Source organism: Winogradskyella sp. A2, from assembly GCF_046762865.1.
GTDB lineage: Bacteria > Bacteroidota > Bacteroidia > Flavobacteriales > Flavobacteriaceae > Winogradskyella.
Genome location: NZ_JBKQXM010000008.1, coordinates 17,420 through 39,739 on the forward strand (window position 1 = coordinate 17,420; position 22,320 = coordinate 39,739).

The window sequence follows — 22,320 nt, forward strand, 5'->3', positions numbered from 1 at the left end:
CTAAAAGTAGCTTAAAACAGCTAAAAAGTAGCTTAAATTAGATTTTGATAATTTTTTAGCCTTTTGATAAATCGAAAATTCACAAAGTGGCTTAGACGTTAAATTTTAAATTTCAGATAGTCCAATTACCTGTCGAAAAATGGCCTATTAATAGTATTTGGTAGTCTTGTTCTGATTCATAAGGTCATATCTGATTTTTTGTTCAAAAAATGCTTCTTATTGGCCATTACCAACTTCTCTTTTATTGGTGTTTGGGACATAAAAATTAAGAAACTTTGGCTACAAACGGATTCTGATAATTTTAGGACCTAGACTTTTATAAGTAGTAAATATTTCTTATCTTACTCATAATGAAAACATTAACTAATCCATAGGTCATGAAAATTTTAAATTCTAAACTTGCAACAGTCCCAATCCTTACTGTTTTAGCCTGCACGATACTTTATGGTTTAATGGGTTTTGATACAAAAAGTGCTATTACACCAAATAGTCATTTAATGCAAGGTGTGGTTTTTGAATTGGAAGTAACCAATTACAATCAACCAACAAAACGCTTAGAAAAAATGGAAGCCCGAATTCAAGATGGTAATTTGAACATGGATGTTTTACCAGACGAGAAAACCGGAAGAGGTGCCTTTATATTTAACAGCAAAAAAGGGAAGAATGGAGAAATGACCTTGGTAGATCATGATAGAAAGGAATACTACGTTGTAGATGATGCTTTTATTGAATCGATGGTTGGCAATATTGATAAATCGAAAAACATGATGGAAGAGGCAATGAAAAGTTTGACGAAGGAGTAACGCGAAATGATTGAACAGGCTCAAAAACAAAGCGGTGGAAAGATGCCTGGAATGCCAGGAATGAATACTCAAATACCTACACCAGTTTTAAAAAACACAGGTATACGAGAAACCAAAGAAGGTTATCCTTGTTTAAAATATGAAACTTACCTAGAAGGTCAGAAAATTAGAGAGACCTGGACAACGGATTTTAAAAATATTGATGGTGGAAACGAAGCTCGTATTGCTTTTGAAGGCATGAATAACTTCACTGAAAGCATAAAGGACAATCTCGGAAAAATGCTCGGTGGTAACAGTCCGTATAAGGAAATGAATCTTGCAAATGGATTTCCTGTTGTTACTAGGGAATTTGAAGGAGGTGAATTAGAAAATGAAACTGTATTAAAAAACACATCTCGACGTACTATAGATCCTAGTGCTTTTGAACCTCCTTCTGGTTACAAGCGCAGATCAATGGGACCGAGATAATTAAAAATTGATAATTACCACAATGGTCTAAGTCAGTCTAGTTAACGAAATCATTTAATCCTTAATATTTGACTCTATTAGATTTAATGTTTCAGCTAAATAATTATTAAACACCTTATATGAATTTAAAGCATACTTATAATTTAAGGTGTTATTATACAGTTCATTTTCAAATTCGATTGTTCTTAAGGAGGTGCTATAATTTAATTTGAAGTCAGACTTTGACATTTCACTTAAACCAAGATCATTTTCAAAAAATTCTGGATCTTCCATATTTCTTAAAAGTGACTTATTAGTTAAAGAGGGAATAAAAAAATCAAACAAATAATTTCTATAAATAACAATATCATCTTCTGTATCAGTTACATAGAAAGACCAATAAGATAATTGTTTCCTCAATTCTTCATCCTTAATAAGATTGAATGTACCTGTATTAAATAGCTCGTCTAATGAACCTGTTATTATGTCTAGCGATTTAGTTTTATTAATGATATCATCCAGTAATTGTTCAACCTCTTTAGAATTAATAGGACCATTATCTTTAACAATTTCGAGCAATACTATTGATGATTCATATGCTTCAGAAAATGTATTGAAAGCGTCATTTACATTACTAATATTTGTTGAAAAATCTTGTTTAAGACTATATAATATATCTTGTTCTCTTCTTCTATCTTTTCTATCCTCATTCCAATTGTTAATCTGCAAGGCTATAAGAATTCCAATCACAACAAGTATGATTTCACCAATGGCGTATTTAAAATATTTGCCTGTTTTGTTTTCACTCATAAGCTTAAATCGTATTTGTCTAAAAAATTTGATCATACGTTTATTAAATTAAACAACATTATCACTCTAAATTGTCTTTATTTTCTGAATTTAGCATGGCTTGCATCTGCTCAAGTTTTCCCGATAAAATGGATACCATTTGATAGGTCGCCTCTCTGGCATTAATACCCTCGACTACTGCATTTTTAAATCCTTTGGAATTGCATAATTCAGATATCTCATAATCTAATGTTGGTTGGTTTAAAGAATCAAAACCGAAAACCACATGTTCCTTTAGCACTTTATAGTCCAAATTTAAATTTTGTTGAAATTGATCGATAAATATTTGCATAGCATCTCTTTGTGTAAAAAATTCAGAAATAATATTTTTAAAATCTTTGTCCTCAATACTTGCGACTAGATTTGCAGATAACATTTCTTCATAGGTATCACTTACATAATATAAAACTCCCAAAGAATTGAATCTAAAAAAGAAATTATCAAAATTGACTTTTTCTTCATTGCTAATTTCACAAGAATTGACAATCCTATATACTTCTCTTGCTTGGTCTAATTGAAATTTATGGGATTGAACTAGGCCTTTATAATTTTTCTGCATAAAATCTATATCATCTGCTAACTGTAATAAATAATTGTTTTGTGTCTGTTTTAATTTTCTATGCTCATTCCAGTTATTTACCTGAAGTGCAATAAGAATCCCAATCACCACAAGGATAATTTCGCCCAAGGCATATTTTAAATATTTGCCTGTTTTATTTTGTGCTAATAATTATTTACGTATATGGCGGAAGAATTTAAGCATAGTTAATTTTTATTTATATCATCTTGTATCAATTGATTCAGCTTTTGAAGATGACCTGTCAACTCTATGTGAAATTTTTTAATAAAAATATTATTCATTATAGAAAGTTTTAAGCCATTTACAAAGGTTTTGTTTTTTAATAATCTTTGGTATTGTGGGATAATAGCATCCACTGGAATTTGAGACGAATCTTTAAGTAAAATGTCTCCATTTTCTGCCGATAATTGTAAGTCCATTACATTTAACATTTCACCATTTAATATAGAGGGATCATACAAGTACTTATCATATTCGCTACGCATATGGTGTTCTGCATTATCAATTTCCACATACTTTTTATCAAGTTCGAGCAAATAATTTTTAATAGAATCGTTCTTTAGGTAGTTTAAATTACCTGAGCTAAGTAGTTCCTTATAAGTATTATTTGTGGGTATAAAGGTGGTCCACCAAAAAACAGTTTGTATAGCACCTTCTAGCTCAAAAATATCTTTAGCAGTTTCAAGTTTTTTAAAATCGATTAATCTAGCTGCAACTTTTGCTTTATTAGCCCTAAAGGTAATTATGGTGTCGTTATTTTTTAGTTCAGCCTGTATGTCTATTTGTAGGTTTTTAAGGTATTTTATTTCTTGTCTACGAGATTTTCTGTCTTCATTTGCATTATTAATCTGAAGTGCAATAAGAATTCCTATAACCACAAGGATGATTTCGCCAATGGCATATTTAAAGTATTTGCCTGTTTTGCCTTTTTCCATTAATTTAAAACGTATTTGTCTAAAAAACTTAATCATTAGCTTCTATATCATTTTTTCGTTCTCTTTTATACTTCATAACCAAGCGTACAATTATTCTTAATATAAGCGCAAAGGCTACCAGATAGATTATTGTATCCGTTTCCATATTCGTTTTTAACTATTAAATTTTATACTTATCCTGCTTTACCATCACCATCAATATCTTGCGACAAATGGGTTTCTAAGGCAATGAGGGTTTTTTTGAGTAGTGCTTTTGTATTGGCTAATTCTGTTTCTAATTTATCAACACGTTCCTCAACACTATCGGCTTGTTCTTGTTGTTTTTCTAATTCATCTTGTTGTAATAAATCCCAGAAGATTCCCATGGTTATATGTTTTTTAGTTATATGTTCTTTATGTCTAAAGGTAATTGATTAAGGATGCTTTCAACCATTATTTATGGTTTAGTAAAATCTATAATTTTATCTAGTGTTTCTTGCACTTTTTTTAATTCGCCACTAGTATTCAATATTTGATCTGTTAAATCATATCTGTTTTTAACTAAGTATTCAAACTCTAATGTTTGGAGTGCGTCAAAATCATTTCGCTCATCTTTAAAATTAAAATTCCAATCAAAATGTTTAGACAAATATGGGTCGTATTGATTCCAGATATGATCTCTAGATTGTAATTCTTCTTCTTGGTAATCAGTAATTAAATCATTCCAAGAAATTAATAGATCGCGTAAGGTGTCGTTTTTAATAATATCGAAAGAAGAGGTGCTTGCAAGTGCGTTAATACTTGTTTGTGATGGATTGAAAGTTACTCCACCATATGACCACCATAACTGCACAGATAATGAATCTAAAACTGCTGGTTTTGGTTTTGATTCTATTGGGAATAGACCGATTATCTTGGCGCAATTAAGTTGCACTTTATTGTGTTCACTAATAACTGAGTCTAATTGTATTTTATTCTGCTTAAATTCTTTGTGGATGTTAGCTAAAATGGCTGTTTCTTTATTGTTATTTATTCGGTTTTCATTCCAATTATTAATTTGCAGTGCAATTAGAATCCCAATCACCACAAGAATAATTTCACCAATGGCATATTTAAAGTATTTGCCTGTTTTATTTTCCATTAGAAGGTTTTGACGAATATGACGAAAGAATTTAATCATGTTATAGTTGGTTGATTACAATTTAAATCTTAAAAGTGCTTAATTTTACTTTTTTTAAAGTGATTTGCAGGTTTCTATTATCTTCTAAAACTTTATCCAAAGCACTTAAACTCCATGATGTCCTTATAGCTAAATCAAACAGCAACTGATTTAGTTCTTCTGTACCATATTGTTTTTTTAATTTTGAATAGTCTAATATGTTTTCTTCTCTTAAGTCATAATAATCTAAATCGAACCTATTAAATAACTCTTGAGTATTGTTAATGCCGTTTTTTGATAAAAAAGGCTTTAGTTCTATTTCTTTAAAATTTCTCATTAGTTCAAAAGCATCAGATATATGAGTTTCTCGTTTGAAATAGTTTTCAATCAATTCTTTTATTGAATCATTTCTTATGTCTTTTATGTAATCAGAGTAATTTTTTTTTATTCTTAAGTCAAAAATTCTGGAAGCTCTTAACGTACTAAAATTGATTAGAGAATCTTGAGGTAATTGTCCATGAGAATCTTGAAAAATTTGTTTAAGAGTTTTTTTATCTAGCTTATTGTCATTAATATAATTATTTATCCTTATTTCGTCAGCTTGCAAGTCTATTAAAATTCGACTATACAATGCCTTTTCATTTATTTTGGATTTACGTTGCTCATTCCAATTGTTAATCTGAAGTGCAATTAAAATCCCAATCACCACAAGGATAATTTCACCAATGGCGTATTTAAGGTATTTACCTGTTTTATTTTCACTCATAAGTTTATAGCGTATATGTCTAAAGAATTTAATCATTGATTAGTATTTTTAGCTTTGCTGTCATAGTTCATTTTCTGAAGCTATAAGGGCTTTTAATTTTTCAGATTCATTAATTATTCTGTTCAACTTTGAAGACATTAACCTGTGATGATTTCTTGCAGCTCGAACAAATTGTCTAAATTTAATGTAATGTTCTGACCGTGGATTGGTAATCCAGGGATGGTGCTTTAAGGCCTCTTCAGGACTACCTCTATACAGGTATTTAAAATCGTACCACCCTTCCGAACATCTAAACTTTAGGATGTTTAGATTCTCACTGTAATTTAAATTATAGAATGATTCTCTGTCACAAAGCTGATAATACTTTTGAATTTCGGTGACTAAACTATCTGAGCCTATTGAATATAAACTTCCTGTATTTTTTAATTCTTGAAAAACAGAGCTATTTAAATTAAAGGTATTTACATAAAATATTGAAGTACCGACCATGTAATCTAAGTGATCTATCGCCATATTATGACGTAGAAGACTATAGAGGCTGTCAGTATATTTATATTTATTCGCAAAGCCTGCATTTTCAGTTGTAGAATCTAATCGTCTAGCGCGCTCAATATTTAAATCTAATTCTTTAGACAGTTTTACTAATAACTCCTGGTTTCGGTTAGTGTTTAATCGTTGAGTATTCCAATTATTTAATGAAAGTGCGATTAAAATCCCAATGACTACAAGAATAATTTCGCCAATGGCGTATTTAAAGTACTTTGACGCTTTATTTTCCATAATTATAGATTGACGTATTTGTCTAAAAAACTTAATCATTAAGCTTTAGAGTTTTATTAATTAAATCGATGTTGCCTTGAGTGATTAATTTGTATGCTTTTATCCGATCAATAAATTGCCTTTTTTTTCTATTATCTATTTTTAGAATGTTTCGTGTTTTGGGATTATGGATTAACTTAATAAGTTTCTCCTTGCGTTCTTCTTCTGTTTGGTAAGAGGTTTCGGCATCATTATCGTATCTGAATTCGTAATCATTTTGTACGTATCTCCAGTAATTATCAGCAAGATCTACTGAATTATTATGTTGCTTAACATAATCTGTTATATCTGAATATATCCAAATGTAATATTCTTGCATATCTCTTACTATACTATCATAGACACCATATTCAGTGATTTGAGAGTTTTTAAACGATTCATAAACAAAGTTTTTAGTATCAAAATTGATATAGAACGTTTCTATCTTTTTTTCTAAGGAGTCCGCTGGTATGGAACTAAAATTTTTTGTTTTTAAAAGTCCATTATTATTATCTATGCGTTCTGTTGCGCGTTTAATTTCATCATCAAATATTAAAAGATTAATTGTTAAATCCTTCTTAAACTCTAGTATATAGGTTTTTAATTTTATATCATTTTTTTTAGTCTCATTCCAGTTATTAATTTGCAATGCAATGAGAATACCAATAACAACAAGGATAATTTCACCAATGGCATATTTAAAGTATTTAGTAGTCTTATTTTGATTCATAAGCTCGTATCTTATTTTTCTGAAAAATTTAATCATTGATCCAATTCATTTTTAATATTGGTAATAAAGACATTAATTTCATCAAGTTTCTCCTTGTAATTATTAATTAATCGTTTTGCGACAAAACGAATGTTGCCGACCGTATTGAGCAACTCCATATGTGAAAAATAGATATCTCTGACCTCATCGGTGTACTTCTTTTCAACAAAGTCAAATTTGTAGTAGGGTAAAAAAGTATCCAAAATTGAGAAGTACTTTTCCTGAAATTGCCTTGCAAACTTTTCCATTTCTTTTATTTCTATAAAATCACGTTCCCAGTCCACAACAAAACCTCTTATACTTTCATTTTGAATAGTTTGTAAGGATCCAGAATAAATGATTTCTTCAATTGTACCTTGTTCTAATTGCAGTTTTGAATATTCACCCAAAGAAATAATTAGGTTTCCAATTCTTTCATCATTAAGCTTTGCATATGTGCCCTCATTGGCCAATAACAATAAAGAATCGCATGATTTTATAATCTGATAATTCCCATTAATGTCTTCCTGAATCTCTAACAAATTACTCCTCATATCATCTAAAAGTGAATCTAAATAGAAATTCTCACGCTTCAGAATTTTTTGATCCTCATTCCAATTATTGATCTGTAGTGCAATGAGAATCCCAATCACTACAAGAATAATTTCACCAATTGCATATTTAAAATATTTCCCCATTTTGTTTTCTTGGATTAGTGATTTACGTATATGTCTGAAGAATTTAATCATTTATTGAGCTAATTCTTGTTCAATATTACTTACTATTTGCAAGATGACTTTCTTTTTATCGGTAACTAAACGGTTTTGACTATTCATAACTGAAATCATTAAATCCAGGTTTGCAATAATATAAGGGTCATTATAAACTTTTACATCATATGCAGAGGGAAGATCCAATAAGACTTCATACTCTTTAGCAAAATGTTCCTTAACAGCAATTTTTGGCAAGGTATAATCAACAAATTTACGTGTAACATCAACCACTCTTTTTTGAGTGCTATTACTAAAATCAAAACTATAAAAATCAAGTAGCTGTTTTCTTAGTGAATCATTAGAAATTAAGTCAATTTGTTCGGCAGATAAAAGGTTATTGAAGCCAAGGTTGTTAGGGTTATAAACTTCATATGAACCCAGCATATACATACGACTTCCAATTGCTTTTAGTCTGTTCATTGGAGTGTTTGGATTAGCTAATTCTTTAATACAGTCAATAATTACTTGCGATTTTTCAGCATTAAAGCTTAAGACTTCCTCAATTTTAAGTGTATCTGAAAATAGATTATCTCTAATTTCCATTAAATAATTAAGTTCTTTTTTATGGTCAATTCTTGAGTTATTCCATGTGTTAATTTGAAGCGCAATGAGAATACCTATAACAACTAGGATTATTTCGCCAATAGCGTATTTAAGGTATTTGCCTGTTTTTCCTTTTTCCATGAGGTTGTATCGTAATTTGCGGAAGAATTTAATCATAGTTTTGTTTAGTATCCGTTAGTTGCTAATATTTTTTATGAATTCATTTTCTTCTCCATTTGTAATAATGTTAAAGCTTACTATCTTATCGTTTTTCTTGTTGAAGCGCACAACGTTATAGTAACGCTTGATGAAAAATGCGTCCTCTCCTGTGTAAATCATTTCTAACTTATCATCATTTTTATCAAACCCCATATAAATCTTATTATGTTCTATCAGAATATTGATTGTTACCTTGTTATTAGACTGGTATGCGCCAACAAACTTTTTTAGAATCTCAGTCGTTACAGGGCTTTCTTTAAAATCTTCATCCTTTGGGAATTCTGGTAAAGTTTCTATTTTTAATTCTTCGTAAATAGCTTCTAAAAGCGATTGCGTTCTAGCCTTAAAACCAGTTAACACAGTTAAGGCGTATCTTTTATTATCTAAATCGTCTAGAATGAGCATTCGTCCTTTTACGGATGTTAAAAATTTTATACTGTTTTTTCTATTTTTTATACTAACTTCTTCTTGAGATTGCTTGTATAAGGCAGGAAACTCAAATTCTGCAGAATTCAAAAACGTATAATCAATTGCATCTTGTTGATATTGAAAATAGTCTAAGTATTTTCTTAATTCTTCAAAAATATATTCTAATGATAATTTTAAACCTACCACAGAAGAGTTGTAATATGAATTTATTTGGGAATTCAACGCGTCATTTTCGGTTAAAGCAGTTAGTCCCAGATTTTTCATTCGGTTAAACGTCAACTCACTAATTTTAAAATCTAGATTTTCCGGGTTTAGAATCATTGCAATACTATCTAGAGGTAAGGTGTCTATATTGTTGGTGCTTAATGCGGCTTCGTGGTCTTTAATATTGCGCTGTAAACTTCAAATTCTTCTATCTATATAAAAAAAATCGTTTTGCACTTCGGTTTTCATTTCGGTTAAATATTTATAACCTAAATCCGCTTTTTGGCTATTTTCTTTATGGGTATTTAGTTGTAAGGCAATTAATATTCCAATAACTACTAGTAGTATTTCACCAATGGCGTATTTAAGGTATTTGCCTGTCTTTCCTGTTTCCATGAGGTTTCGTCTTATATGCCTGAAGAATTTAATCATTTCAATTCTTTGTCAATTATGGCCATTAAACTATCAATCTCTATTAATTTTTCGTTATAGAGTTCATTAAGTACATTCGAATTTCCAAATATTTGAGCCATATAATTTGTCAATACGTGATCATTGAGAAATTCAATTCGTTTAGTTCCTAAAAAAGCTGGTATACCAAACTTGGCATTGACTAAATCAAAATATTTACTCGTATAATCCGAGTATTTAGTGGACATGTCCTTACCAATACCTTCAAACTCTCGTATCATTTCAAGATCTGCTTGCCATGAGGCAATATGCTCTCTCAGTTCTTTATTACTAATCATATCTAATTTACCCGAACCAATAATATCATTTATAACACCTTCACTTGGCATAAATACCGTGAATCCTGTGCTACTACCCGTTAAGGTATCAATTTGAATTGCTGTTAGTTCATTGCCGTTTTTCTTAATCATGGTGGCGAGTGTATCTGCCATTTTAGAAACTCTATCTGTTTTCTTAATCACTCTTGCTAAGGCAAGTTTTGATTGCTCAAAATCTGCTTTTAAGCCTTTTAAATAAATAGTTTCTTTGATACTTAATTTACGTGCTTCATTCCAGTTATTAATTTGTAGTGCAATGAGAATACCTATCACTACAAGGATAATTTCACCAATGGCGTATTTAAAGTATTTACTTGTCCTGTTTTCCATAAGTAAGGATTGACGAATATGACGAAAGAATTTAATCAATTTGACAGTTTTTTTAATTCTATTTTTAACAATGAGATAATACTATCATTATGTTTTTCAATATATTCTAAATTCCATGTAGCACTTTTTACATTCCAAAATTTATCTACAGTAGCATTTTGTAGTTGACGATCCCTAAGTAATCCTATCGAATCTGAGTCAAACCTATTTTGCTTATAGCTTGGTTCTTCTGCAATAAGTGGCATGTATTTTTGATGTATTTTTCTTTGTTCTAGAGTTAACTCTTCTATAATCCTTTCTGTTTTCTCATAATTAGCATATGACAATGGAAAGGTTGCTATCTGCTTTTTTAAGACATTACTAGATATCAGATTGAGATTTAAACCTGCAATGGTAGTTGGTTTTGTATACAACAATTGTGCAGAAGGATACCAGAAACTTACTATAGAGTCAAATGTTTTTGGCGAAGGAATTTGAGCATTTGGACCAGTATTTCTCAACGTCACTTCAATGTCTTTTTTATTCTCTTCATAACGCTCTAAATACTGCTTAATAGCCACTTTATTCGTATTAAAATCTTCCAGTAACTGAGTTAAGTTGAGTTTTTCGCTAATTCTTGCTTTTCGGTTTTCATTCCAGTTATTAATCTGCAAGGCAATAAGAATACCAATAACTACGAGGATGATTTCGCCAATGGCGTATTTAAAATATTTACCCATTTTGTTTTCGGATATTAAAGTGCGACGTATATGTCTAAAGAACTTAATCATTGTTTGAAACTTGATTTTCGATTTCTTCAATACATTCACTCAATAAATTTTTTACCTCATCAAAAGTGGTGTCTGGGTGATTGTTCCATTCTTCAACCATATTCTCTACATATCTTCTGTTTTCATCTTCCAAGAGCATAAGTAAAACCAATCTAATAGCTGGCCTAGGTGGGTAATCCCATTGACCAACCACATCTTGGGAAGCAGTTCTTAATGCACAAATCAAACTGAATCTTCCGTCAGCGCCATTGTCATCGCAGTCATCAACACTGCTTTTGCTCCATTTAGAAGGATCACCCAACAAGGCATCCGCACGCTTAAGGATTTCCAGGTCTTCAGTATCAAATACCAAATAATATGAGCCATCGTTTAATTTTTTACTCTGTTCATTGTATTTGTCTGAAGCGAGATATAATTTAACTAACAGCTCGTTGGTACGATTAAGAATTTGGCGGTATCTCCATGAAATATTGCGATGATAGAGATGCAATTTCTCATTAGCCTTGAAAAAATTCTTATCCTCAAATAATTGCTGCAAATCCGTTTTAAACGGTACTTTTTCAATGATTTCTGGAGACCAATTAAGATTTCTGTTATAATCACTTTTCCATCTTGATGACTTACCTTGGGCATTAATGAATTCTTTAGAACGATATGAACTTGGAATTGCATCGTTTAATAGGGCTACACCAGGTCTAAAATAGGATGCCTCATACCTGTTTATGTCCTTAAGCCTGTATCCAACCTCTTCTACATAGGCCACAATATCGTTTTTAAGTTCCTTGGAACTGATGATGTCTAACCTCCCAGAATTAATAAGCGATTGCATCGTTCCCAGCACAGGACTGTATACACCGCTGCCACCACCACTTCTAACATACTTCTCTATATCATCTGGCAATTCGGTTTTCCAAAAGGCACGTAGTACCTGCGAATATTCCCTTGCACTCCTTAAATTGCGGGATTCTTGTTCCTCCAATTCATATTGTGATTTACTTAAATCGCTGATAAGTTGCTCGATGATGACCTGCTCAGACTTTTTTCTGTTACGTTCATTGTTCCATTCGTTGACCTGTAATGCCAACAATATTCCTACCATGACGAGAACAATTTCTCCTACGGCGTACTTAAGGTATTTACCTGTTCTGTTATCACTCATAAGCTTATATCGTATTTTTCCGAAGAGTTTAATCATAATTCCAATGTTTATTCTTCATCTACTTTTATCCATTCTGTCTGATCATGGTTACCTCTTATGACAGAAATGGTGTTTGGCCCACGATGCCCAAATCGAAATACAGAAGCTGAGTAACTATTAAAAACAAACCATGGTTTGGTTTCATGCATGATTCTTAACTGAATGGGTTCGTGCTCATCATTGAATTGGATAAATAGGTTATTTCTATTCGAGGTCACTACCAACCTGCTACCTAAACCGGTGTTTTTAGGTCCTTTGGTAAGCACATAGGTTCCTACATATTTGGCGCTTTCTGATGCCGAGTTGAGACTTGTAGTTCTTGCAATATCTGGAATCGTTTTACTGTTTTCTCCCAATATCTCATTGATCTTATGGTAAATCCTGATAGCTACAATACGCCAACTTACTAGCTCACGAATTGATATATTGATTGCTTCATTTAATCTGGTGATATGGTTTAAAAAATAAGGGTTCTTCAAATAAAAATTGATTTGAGCATCGCTAATAGTATTATGATACAGGTCTTGACCATACCAGGATTCATTTTCAGTCAAATATTTCTTATAATCCTGAACAACTTCGTAAACGTCTAATTTAGCTCTGGTTCTCTGTATTGTTCCAGACCTGTAATGTCGATCGAGTAGTCCTAAAAGATTATCATACGTTCCTGGTAGGTCATCAAGATGCTCCATAAGCTGTTCATAGCCTGCTGTTTTCATACTAAAAAGAAAATACTTAGAACTGTAGTCTAACAGGTTGATTTTGCCGGTCTTCAATTCATTGTAAGTAATCTGGCGCTTCAGAATTCGGTTTTTTAAGGAATCTCTTTCTATAAATTTTAAAAGCCTTTTATTACTGTAATGCAAATCTGCGATGATCTCTTTTTGGATTTTGACTAGGATAGCTTCTATCTCTTTTTGTTGTACCAGATCTTGGTTTTTATTATTGAGTTGAACTGCAATCATAATCCCTATAACTACGAGGATGATTTCGCCTATGGCGTATTTAAGGTATTTGCCTGTCTTTCCTGTTTCCATGAGGTTGTATCGTATTTTGCGGAAGAATTTAATCATATCTTAGTTTTTATACTCTTTAAGATTTTATTGGTTCTTACCTTAAGTTCTGTTAATAAAAAGATATGATTAATTGCATACCCTTCTCGCTCTGATAAATGGTTTACGAATAGAAGTTCGTTAGCTTCATCTTGAAGAAGTCTTGTGCTAATTTGAGATAAGCGTAACATGTTTTTTGGCGATAGTGGATTGCCACTACTGTATTTATTTTGGTATGAGTTAAACATATTCTCCCAATCCTCTTCACTTGATGAAATACCAAATCGCATCATTATAGGAGAAAATTGTTGATCCGTAAATAAGGTGTTGTTATTGGCCATGATAAGTTCAATACGTTCTGTTTCTTGATAATAGTTGATAAGCTCGGTTTTGAGACTCTCATTTTTTATGAGTTCAATATTTCCTGATGAAATTAATTCTGTATACGTAGGATTGGGATTTAAAAATGTGCGTCTAGAGTTTATAGTACCAATGGCTTTTGCCAAAGTGCTATCCATAATTAAGTTATTAGTCTCTCTGTACGGTGCTAATGCAGATTTTGTGTAATCTGCAATTTTAGACTCAAAGGCTATTTGAATATCAATAGCTTCTATTTGATTGTATAGGTCTCGCTCTATATTTAATATGTAATTAGCTTCTCGCTTTGAATCTATGCGATTGTTATTCCAATTGTTAATCTGTAAGGCAATGAGAATACCAATAACTACAAGAATGATCTCGCCTATGGCGTATTTAACGTATTTGCCTGTTTTGTTTTGCTCCATAAGGTTATATCTAATTTGGCGAAAGAACTTAATCATTACTCCTTATTTTTAAGAATAAGTGCTGGTATATTTAATGATTTGAAAAGTGCATTATAGGCCTGCATTTCTGTATCAATAATAGCATCTCGTTCATTTTTATAAACTTGCCAATCTTGCATTAAGTCTTTATATCGTTCTTTAGCACCTTCAGTAACCTTCGGATTTGCTTGGTCTATGTAGCTAAGTAACTGTATGAGCTGTGCATTAAGCTTATTATTAAAATTAATAACATCCTGAAACGTTTTTTGTTTGGCTTGTATTAAGTTTTCTTCCCAACTATTGATGCGCATTAATAGAGCCTCTCCTTTTTCTAAAAGTGCTTTGGCCTTATCATCATCCTTTAAAAGTTTAGCATATGAATTTAGCTGTGTTTTTGCAGAGCGCATTTGGTTTACAGACTCGTGCATGTCTCTAATGGTATTTTCAATATCTACAAGTAATTCCTGCTGTTCAGCAAAATCCTTTGCACTTGAATTTATTACTGGATTAGGCAGAATTGTCGCTTCAGTCTCAACAGTTTCTCCATCTAATATTAATCTTAAAATGTAGTTTCCAGGTGCAACACTAGAACCTGAGAGCCCACCAAAAATGAAAACTTTATTTATAGCAGGTAGTGCCTCTCTATTAAAATCCCATGTAAATCTATTATACCCTTTTTTTGAAGGTAACACCTGAGGTTTAGATGGCCCTCCTGGCCATGAACTGAAATCCTTGGGTTCTTTATTGGTATAGGTTCTAATAACTTTGGTACCCTCTATGATATCTAATTCTAAATCTAGCGTGTCTGCTTCCTTGTCTAAATAATAATCGAATGTTACTCCACTTTGAGGATTAAGACCTTGTCCTGTTGCTTTAGATGTTCCTCCAAAAATGCGATAAGTAGCTTTTGGTTTAAAAATCTGAAAAGATTCAGAATTAGTCATCATATTTTGTAGGACACCTAAGTCATCCAAAATCCAAAAACCGCGACCAGATGTAGCTGCTACCAAATCATTATCTTGTATTACTAAATCATTTATGGCAACTACTGGTAAATTCAATGTTAATCGTTGCCAATGGGCACCGTCATCATTAGATACATATAATCCTATCTCTGTACCAGCATATAATAACCCTTTTTGTTTTTTATCTGCCCTAACAACTCTTGTAAATCCATTTGGGTCATTAAGACCATTTACAATTTTAGTCCATGATTGTCCATAGTCAGTTGTTTTAAAAACATAAGAATTTAGATCTAAAGATTTGTATCGCATAATTACCACATAAGCAGTAGCAGGATCGTGTTCTGGGATATCAATACTATTTACAATACCACCATCTATTCCTTTTGGTGTGATATTCTGCCAACTTGCACCTCCATCTTTTGTAATATGTAGTAGACCATCATCACTGCCAGCATAGAGTACACCTTCTTGATGCTGAGATTCTACTAAAGCCGTAATTGTATTGTAATTTTCACCTCCAGCAGCTTCGTTGGTATAAGGTCCTCCTCCAGGACCATGTTTGTCAGTTTCGTTCTTCGTAAGGTCAGGGCTTACGGTTACCCAAGTTATACCACCATCAGTAGTTTTGAAAACAACATTTCCTGCGTGATAAACCGTTGTTCTATTGTGTGGTGATGTTATGATAGGAGCATTCCAATTATAACGGTACTTTGAATCTATTGGAGCTATACTTAATCCCAATTCTGGATATTCTTTAATTGATTTTTGTTCTCTAGATGACTTTGTCCATTTACTAATATTACCTTGGTATGTGCCACCATAAACTGTTTCTGGATTGTCTGGGTCAAATGCTATGAAGGCGCTTTCTCCTCCTGCTACCGAATACCAATCTTTCCAATCAATACCTCCATCGTTTGTTCTGCTAGCAATTGCAATTGCAGAGTTATCTTGTTGACCTCCATAAACATTGTATGGCACTAAATTATCAGTAATAACACGATAGAATTGTGATGTAGGCTGGTTTTGTTGGGTGCTCCAACTTTTACCACCATTAAATGAGATATTAGCTCCGCCGTCATTAGAGTTAATAAGATTGGTATTATCATAAGGATTAATCCATAAATGATGATTGTCTCCGTGTGGTACTGGAATATTAAAAAAGCTTCTACCACCATCAATAGATTTCATAACCGGAGCATTTAAGACATACACTACATTTTCATTTTGTGGGTCAGCAAAAATCTCCATGTAATACCATGAGCGGGCAATATTAACTCTATTTTTATTTATTTGTTTCCATTCTTTTCCAGCATCGTCAGAACGGTATACTCCACCTTTGTCACCTTCCGCTTCTATAACAGCAAATACACGTTCTGGATTCGCTCTAGATACAGATATACCTGATTTACCAAACGCTTCAGGTAATCCCTCTTCCATTTTATTCCATGTATCTCCACCATCGGTAGATTTATATAACCCAGAATATGCTCCACCGGATTCCATAACCCAAGGATATCTGCGATGTTGCCACATAGAGGCATATAATATACGAGGATTGGTCATGTCCATTGATAAAGACGATGCTCCGGTTGTTGTATTTATAAAAAGGATTTTATTCCAAGTCTTACCACCATCGACTGTTTTATAAATTCCCCTTTCTTTGGATGGTGCGTATTGTGCACCTTGTGCGCTTATATAAATAATATCAGGATTAGTTGGATGTATAATAACATCAGAAATATGACGTGTTTTTTCCAAGCCAATATGTACCCATGTTTTTCCGGCATCCATAGATTTGTATACTCCATCTCCCATTGACGTCATAACACCACGAGCAGCATGTTCTCCCATACCTACAACAACAATATTGGTGTCACTTTCAGAAACTGTAATAGCACCAACAGAGCCTGTTTTAAAAAATGTATCTGAAACATTTTTCCATGTAATACCATCGTCCGTAGTTTTAAAAACTCCACCACCTGTAGAGCCCATATAATACGTATGAGGTTGATCTACTACACCAGTAGACGCCACACTTCTACCGCCTCTAAATGGCCCAATATTTCTCCATTTTAAGCCATGGAATAAAGAATCTGTAAGCTTTACAGTTGGTTCTGATGTCTTCTTTTTTCTTTTTTGAGCGTAGTTATTTATTGGCATTAAAAGCATGCAAACAATTAGGATTTTAAATATTTTCATGTGCTTGTTGTTAATTAGTGGTTAAATTATTTATGTCTGAAAAGTTTAATCATTGAAATATTAATAATTTAGAATTGAAAATATATAAACTGCTCACCGCTTCCTTGTGATATCACAATCAAGAAAAACAATATAGCCCATGTTACACCTAGTGCCCAGGCTGGTGTTTTTTGTGCTAATGTTTTTAATGAGCTATTTCTCATAAACCAATGGCACAAAAACATTAAGCCTATTAAAGTGCAAACTTTAATAATATCAAAATTGCCTAATATTTTTTCACCTTCGAATTGAGCATAAAACATGGATTTAATCATATCCCATGATTTTTTAAATGTATCTGCCCTAAAAAACACCCACGTTATATTAACACATGAAAATGTTATGAAGGCTAAGAAAATTCCATTGTACTTAGTAATTTTAAAGGGCAAGTATTTTCGTTGAAGTCGTTCTAATATAAGATAGGTTCCGTGCAATCCTCCCCAAACAATGAAAGTCCAAGCGGCACCATGCCAAAGACCACCTAATAACATAGTAACCATTAATGCTATATACATTCTTGTGATACCATTTCTATTTCCTCCAAGTGGGATATAAAGATAATCTCTTAACCAAGTTGATAAGCTAATATGCCAACGACTCCAAAGATCTGAAAACCCTAAAGATGCATATGGATATTTAAAGTTGTCTGGCAGAATTATACCAAGCATCAAGGCAATACCTATTGCACATGTGGAATAACCAGCAAAATCAAAAAATATTTGTCCGGAAAACGCAATTGTTCCTACCCAAGCATCTACACCATGCAAAATTTTGGTCGTACCAAAAACATCATCTGATACTCCAGCGAGTAACGTATCAGCGAGAACTACTTTTTGAAATAAGCCAATTGTCAATAAAAACAAACCCCAAATAAATTGCTTTGGTGTGGCACGCTTACTTTCATAAAATTGTGATATAAGTTCTTTAGCCCTTACAATTGGTCCTGCAACCAACTGAGGAAAAAATGTAACATAAAGCGCAAAATCTAAAAATGTTCTGGCTGGTGCCATTCTTTTATGATACATGTCTATAGTATACGACATGGTTTGAAAAGTATAAAATGAAATACCCATAGGAAGAATAATATCCATTGGCCTTGGATGAAACTCTAATCCCATAGCATTGACCATGGATACAAAGTTTTCCATTAAAAAATTACCATATTTAAAAAACCCAAGAAACCCAAGATTAACCACCATACTTAGTAGTAGCCAGAACTTTCTCTTCTTTTTATCATTTTCTACAGCAAGTTTATTTCCGGCTGTCCAATCTACAACTGTAGAGATCCAAAGCAAGATGACTAAAGGCGGATTCCATAAACCATAAAAAATATAACTGGCAAAAAGCAACATGCGCTTCTTGTTGGTCCAATTAAAGACCTTAGAATAATATAGGATAAGTACTATTATTAAAAATACAACGAAACTTAATGAATTAAATAGCATAATAAATGATTGGTTAGTTAGTGGATAAAGCGTTATCTTCTTTTAATATGGCTATTATTTCCTTAGTAAAAAATTGTGCGTCTTGGAGTGCTAAGTGTGACCATTCTGGCAAAAACAAGTTTTGAAACTGTGGGAAATCTGCATAATGATAAGTCTTTGCACCTGATTGTTTCACAAGAGGATCCCAGAATTCAGTTCTTGGGAAACCCTTGGATTCTATTTCCTTAAAAAAACCAGAAGAAGGACATCTCAGTAATATTAAGTTCCCACCTCGTTCTTCAAAAGCTTTTGCCAATTCTAAAAATGCTGTTGTAGTACCGTCTTTATCAGGTGGAGGCATATCACCACTCACCATGTCTTTCCATGCGAGTTTAATAGTATTTGCGTAAGCAGTGTCCTTTACGACAAATTCTGGCATTTTCATGTGCCTGTTTAGGGAAATTTCTTCAAAATTGTTGAATGGTACTGGTGCTGGACCACCTCGTTCACCAATGTGAATTTGCTTTAAAAGTGTTTTAAGATCTACATCTGTGTCCCATTCTTCATCACCATCTCGAATAAATGCCAAATTGGTTTGTAGCGGAACCGATAATTTATGATTTATTCGTTGGGCATAGGTTCTATCTTCATAGTAGTCTACCTTAGCCTGTGCACGTGACATTGGAAAAGCGTTTGGATAAACGGTAGAAAACATTAAAGGAGGTGTAATACCCACCATTAAAGTGCCATTAAAGTCTGTGTTTTCAACAATATCCCTGAAAGTAGGTATTGGTGATGCTCCTTGCACTGCTAACATAATTGGCTCAGTATTAGTGAGCTCCTTCCAGATATCTAATTGGATGTCATACAATATACGAGAAGAACCTATAAAAACCGTAATATTAGAATGGTCTTTATCTAATCTAGCGCGTTGAATAGCCCAGAGATCTTTGTTATCATCTAAATTTGGCTCAACACCTTGAGAGCGCCAATATAACTCCCAGCATGTTACTAAAGTTATACCTAAAAAGACGGCAATAATAAACGATTGTTTTAACTGCATTTTAATTGGTTTTAGTAAGTAAAGAGAAAGTTAAAGTAAACTTGGGATTTCCTTAAACATAGAGACCATTAAACCTACTCATATATAATCTTTTTAATTGATTTAAATAGTTTAATCATCTAACTCTAATTCTTTATCAATTAATTCAACAAGGTTTTGGCACATGGTTTTCATTTCTAGAAACTGTTGGTTCATAACACTAAATTGATAAATAGCCATTACAAAACCATTTTTTTGCTTGGTATCTTTTAGCATTGCATCAAAGTCTGCTTGCGATAAATCCCTGTTGTCACCGACCGTTCCATTACTGACATAATACATATAGTTTTGCACTATGGGATTCATATCCATCATATTATAAGAAGGCTCGTACAACAGAATTTCTGCATCATATCTAAAATGTGCTTCTTCGTCTTTCATTATTTTATAAAGTGATTCCATATTAAGTAGCGTACCTTTAATAGAATCGTTAGAAATCAATGCCAGATTACCAGAATTGATAAGTTCTTGAAAAGTATTATTGATTTGAAAAAACTTTCTCCATGTGTAAATATTTACGGTATGTCTGCTAAATGCTTTTAAGTCTGTTATGGGCTTACCTTCATAATGTGCAATGACTTCATTTGCTGAATTAATGGCTGTTTGCCTGGTAGATATATAATTATCTAAATGGGCAATATTGAGTTTTAAATCAGTCTTTATATTTTTTAAATAATGTAACTCTTGTGCTCGTGTTTTTCTTAATTCATTGTTGTTGTTAATCTGCAAGGCGATGAGAATGCCTATCACCACCAAAAGAATCTCACCAATGGCATATAAAAAATACTTGGTTATTCTATTTTCTTTTATCATGTTCTGACGGATTTTTCTAAAAAATTTAATCATTCGATGTTCGTGTACTATTTTAATTCTTTATCAATTGTAGCTATCAGCGATTCAACTTTAACTTTAAGCTTAGAGGTAGTTTTGTAAATATTGTTACAGTTTGTTGTACAGGTAATTAAGTTGTTCCTAAAATCTCTATTTGTCCGCAAGGACTCATAATCATCTGGTTTATATCCTTTATCCTCATTATCATCTAAAAACAAAAATAGTTCTCGCATATTGGGTCTGTAAAAAGACATCAAATTATTCATGAAGTTCTCAATATTGTATTCAAGTTCTGTATACTCCATGTTGTATAGTTTTAATATGTTGGATTTTAATTCAGGATTTTGAATAAGCTTAAGACCTTCATTCTCTAATGCTTTATAAGAGGTCACTTCGTACAGAAAAATCTTGCTATACATCAATGAATTAAATTTTATGTTCATTGAGTCGTGATAAGTTGCACTTATCTTTAAAAAGTGCTTGATATCCCTGATATTGGAAAGGTCAAGTTCTAATTGTTCCAATATAGGATTGATTTGATTTTGAACATCAGACACCAATGAGCTTCTTAAATTTTCCAGTAATTGTGTTTCAACAACTCTATTCTTTCGTTCCTCATTCCAATTATTAATTTGCAATGCAATGAGAATACCTATGACCACTAAGATGATTTCTCCTATAGCATATTTAAAATATTTAGATGTCTTTTTTTCCATTAGCAAGTTTTTACGGATATGGCGGAAGAACTTTATCATATGTTATCAATCTCTTTGGTTATGGCATCACTAAGAGTCTCAATATCTTTTAAAGCGGTTTCAAATAGATTTAGACCACCTTCTCGTAGTACTATTAGCTGATTAAGATAATTATGAAAAATACGGTCCTTTTTTAAGGCTTCAAAATCATCTGGCGTAGAATTACCAGTTTCAATATTAATATGAATGTTTTTAAGTAAAACTGGAAGGGTTATAGTTTGAGAAAAATTCCATTCCATTTTATTGTAATCTTCAGAAATAAGCACATAGGTAAACTCATGGAATTTCACTAGCTTTTGTCTTATGTCTGGATTACTAATTATTTTTAAGTCTTTATTTTTTATAGATTCAAAACTACTTTTTGGTAAGTATGGACTACTCCAGTAGGCTAAAGATGAAAATGCACTACTTAGTGAGTCATTAAATTCTATATCTTCCTCAATAGCATTACCAATACTCTTGTATTTACTTAATAAGTACTTGTTACCACTTAGTGCCGTTACTATTTCTGATTTTGAAAATTCTAAATCATTTAATAGTTCTTTGAGTAATAGTTTTTCTGAATCTGCAAGCTTTCTGTTTTCATTCCAATTATTGACCTGAAGTGCCAATAATATACCTATCATTACTAATATGATTTCACCAATAGCATATTTAAGATACTTCCCAGTTTTACCCTCGGAAAGGAGATTTTGTCTAATTTTTCTAAAAAATTTAATCATACTTACAGATCACTGTAAGTAGGAAATCGGCTATGTAGAGTTGGATGGTTATAGTTATATGTACCTAAATGTAGTAAAATTGTTACAAAAAAAGGAGCATTTGTTCAAAT

The 22,320-nt window shown here is 32.2% G+C and carries 25 protein-coding genes; 2 read left to right on the forward strand and 23 right to left on the reverse strand.

The annotated features are described in order from the left end of the window. The first annotated feature begins 377 nt into the window (after nt 1-377). Both ACFWV9_RS14230 and ACFWV9_RS14235 read left to right on the forward strand, forming a co-directional pair. Nucleotides 378-803: a hypothetical protein gene (locus ACFWV9_RS14230; RefSeq protein ID WP_411895904.1), complete on the forward strand. Its 426-nt coding sequence runs from the start codon at nt 378-380 to the stop codon at nt 801-803. A gap of 6 nt (nt 804-809) precedes the next feature. After that, complete coding sequence (locus ACFWV9_RS14235; RefSeq protein WP_411895905.1) at nt 810-1,271, forward strand: hypothetical protein; 462 nt, start codon at nt 810-812, stop codon at nt 1,269-1,271. A gap of 54 nt (nt 1,272-1,325) precedes the next feature. On the opposite strand, the gene ACFWV9_RS14240 is transcribed toward ACFWV9_RS14235, so the two are convergent. The 23 genes from ACFWV9_RS14240 to ACFWV9_RS14350 all read right to left on the reverse strand — a co-directional run bounded on the left by ACFWV9_RS14240 (nt 1,326) and on the right by ACFWV9_RS14350 (nt 22,210). Beyond that, a complete protein-coding gene (locus tag ACFWV9_RS14240) occupies nt 1,326-2,060 on the reverse strand; it encodes a DUF6090 family protein (RefSeq protein ID WP_411895906.1) in 735 nt (244 codons plus the stop codon). 61 nt (nt 2,061-2,121) lie between these two features. Then, on the reverse strand, nt 2,122-2,787 hold the full coding sequence (locus ACFWV9_RS14245) for a DUF6090 family protein (RefSeq protein ID WP_411895907.1): 666 nt from the start codon (nt 2,785-2,787) through the stop codon (nt 2,122-2,124). 77 nt (nt 2,788-2,864) lie between these two features. Beyond that, nucleotides 2,865-3,650, reverse strand: coding sequence for a DUF6090 family protein (locus ACFWV9_RS14250; RefSeq protein WP_411895908.1), 786 nt, complete (start codon nt 3,648-3,650; stop codon nt 2,865-2,867). A 137-nt stretch (nt 3,651-3,787) separates the two neighbouring features. Then, nucleotides 3,788-3,979 (reverse strand): hypothetical protein, encoded by a 192-nt coding sequence (locus ACFWV9_RS14255; protein ID WP_411895909.1) that lies wholly within the window; start codon nt 3,977-3,979, stop codon nt 3,788-3,790. 71 nt (nt 3,980-4,050) lie between these two features. Continuing rightward, nucleotides 4,051-4,773, reverse strand: coding sequence for a DUF6090 family protein (locus ACFWV9_RS14260; protein ID WP_411895910.1), 723 nt, complete (start codon nt 4,771-4,773; stop codon nt 4,051-4,053). Nucleotides 4,774-4,795: 22 nt separating this feature from the next. After that, nucleotides 4,796-5,518 (reverse strand): DUF6090 family protein, encoded by a 723-nt coding sequence (locus tag ACFWV9_RS14265; RefSeq protein ID WP_411896075.1) that lies wholly within the window; start codon nt 5,516-5,518, stop codon nt 4,796-4,798. Nucleotides 5,519-5,578: 60 nt separating this feature from the next. Next, nucleotides 5,579-6,298 (reverse strand): DUF6090 family protein, encoded by a 720-nt coding sequence (locus ACFWV9_RS14270; protein ID WP_411895911.1) that lies wholly within the window; start codon nt 6,296-6,298, stop codon nt 5,579-5,581. Nucleotides 6,299-6,329: 31 nt separating this feature from the next. Further along, nucleotides 6,330-7,046 (reverse strand): DUF6090 family protein, encoded by a 717-nt coding sequence (locus ACFWV9_RS14275; protein ID WP_411895912.1) that lies wholly within the window; start codon nt 7,044-7,046, stop codon nt 6,330-6,332. 32 nt (nt 7,047-7,078) lie between these two features. Next, nucleotides 7,079-7,813 carry a DUF6090 family protein gene (locus tag ACFWV9_RS14280; protein WP_411895913.1) on the reverse strand — a complete coding sequence of 245 codons (735 nt, stop codon included), beginning with the start codon at nt 7,811-7,813 and terminating at the stop codon, nt 7,079-7,081. Next, nucleotides 7,814-8,557, reverse strand: a complete 744-nt coding sequence (locus tag ACFWV9_RS14285) for a DUF6090 family protein (protein ID WP_411895914.1) — start codon at nt 8,555-8,557, stop codon at nt 7,814-7,816. Nucleotides 8,558-8,575: 18 nt separating this feature from the next. Further along, entirely contained in the window at nt 8,576-9,292 is a 717-nt protein-coding gene (locus tag ACFWV9_RS14290; protein ID WP_411895915.1) for a hypothetical protein, read from the reverse strand. Between the two features lie 138 nt (nt 9,293-9,430). Beyond that, nucleotides 9,431-9,664: a DUF6090 family protein gene (locus ACFWV9_RS14295; RefSeq protein WP_411895916.1), complete on the reverse strand. Its 234-nt coding sequence runs from the start codon at nt 9,662-9,664 to the stop codon at nt 9,431-9,433. Continuing rightward, complete coding sequence (locus ACFWV9_RS14300; RefSeq protein WP_411895917.1) at nt 9,661-10,350, reverse strand: DUF6090 family protein; 690 nt, start codon at nt 10,348-10,350, stop codon at nt 9,661-9,663. Before ACFWV9_RS14300 ends, ACFWV9_RS14295 begins: the two co-directional genes overlap by 4 nt. A gap of 35 nt (nt 10,351-10,385) precedes the next feature. Then, nucleotides 10,386-11,120, reverse strand: a complete 735-nt coding sequence (locus ACFWV9_RS14305; RefSeq protein ID WP_411895918.1) for a DUF6090 family protein — start codon at nt 11,118-11,120, stop codon at nt 10,386-10,388. Continuing rightward, entirely contained in the window at nt 11,113-12,315 is a 1,203-nt protein-coding gene (locus ACFWV9_RS14310; protein ID WP_411895919.1) for a DUF6090 family protein, read from the reverse strand. Before ACFWV9_RS14310 ends, ACFWV9_RS14305 begins: the two co-directional genes overlap by 8 nt. Before the next feature lie 11 nt (nt 12,316-12,326). Beyond that, nucleotides 12,327-13,391 (reverse strand): hypothetical protein, encoded by a 1,065-nt coding sequence (locus ACFWV9_RS14315; RefSeq protein ID WP_411895920.1) that lies wholly within the window; start codon nt 13,389-13,391, stop codon nt 12,327-12,329. Next, on the reverse strand, nt 13,388-14,155 hold the full coding sequence (locus ACFWV9_RS14320) for a DUF6090 family protein (RefSeq protein WP_411896076.1): 768 nt from the start codon (nt 14,153-14,155) through the stop codon (nt 13,388-13,390). The genes ACFWV9_RS14315 and ACFWV9_RS14320 overlap by 4 nt, the downstream gene beginning before the upstream one ends. A gap of 35 nt (nt 14,156-14,190) precedes the next feature. Further along, nucleotides 14,191-17,337 (reverse strand): VPS10 domain-containing protein, encoded by a 3,147-nt coding sequence (locus ACFWV9_RS14325; RefSeq protein WP_411895921.1) that lies wholly within the window; start codon nt 17,335-17,337, stop codon nt 14,191-14,193. Between the two features lie 68 nt (nt 17,338-17,405). Further along, nucleotides 17,406-18,821: an MBOAT family O-acyltransferase gene (locus ACFWV9_RS14330; protein ID WP_411895922.1), complete on the reverse strand. Its 1,416-nt coding sequence runs from the start codon at nt 18,819-18,821 to the stop codon at nt 17,406-17,408. 13 nt (nt 18,822-18,834) lie between these two features. Beyond that, complete coding sequence (locus ACFWV9_RS14335) at nt 18,835-19,863, reverse strand: hypothetical protein (protein ID WP_411895923.1); 1,029 nt, start codon at nt 19,861-19,863, stop codon at nt 18,835-18,837. Nucleotides 19,864-19,974: 111 nt separating this feature from the next. Further along, nucleotides 19,975-20,715 (reverse strand): DUF6090 family protein, encoded by a 741-nt coding sequence (locus ACFWV9_RS14340; protein ID WP_411895924.1) that lies wholly within the window; start codon nt 20,713-20,715, stop codon nt 19,975-19,977. A 47-nt stretch (nt 20,716-20,762) separates the two neighbouring features. Beyond that, nucleotides 20,763-21,449: a DUF6090 family protein gene (locus ACFWV9_RS14345; protein WP_411895925.1), complete on the reverse strand. Its 687-nt coding sequence runs from the start codon at nt 21,447-21,449 to the stop codon at nt 20,763-20,765. A 35-nt stretch (nt 21,450-21,484) separates the two neighbouring features. Further along, the gene (locus ACFWV9_RS14350; RefSeq protein WP_411895926.1) at nt 21,485-22,210 is read right to left on the reverse strand and encodes a DUF6090 family protein; all 726 of its coding nucleotides are present in this window, start codon (nt 22,208-22,210) and stop codon (nt 21,485-21,487) included. Nucleotides 22,211-22,320: the final 110 nt, after the last annotated feature.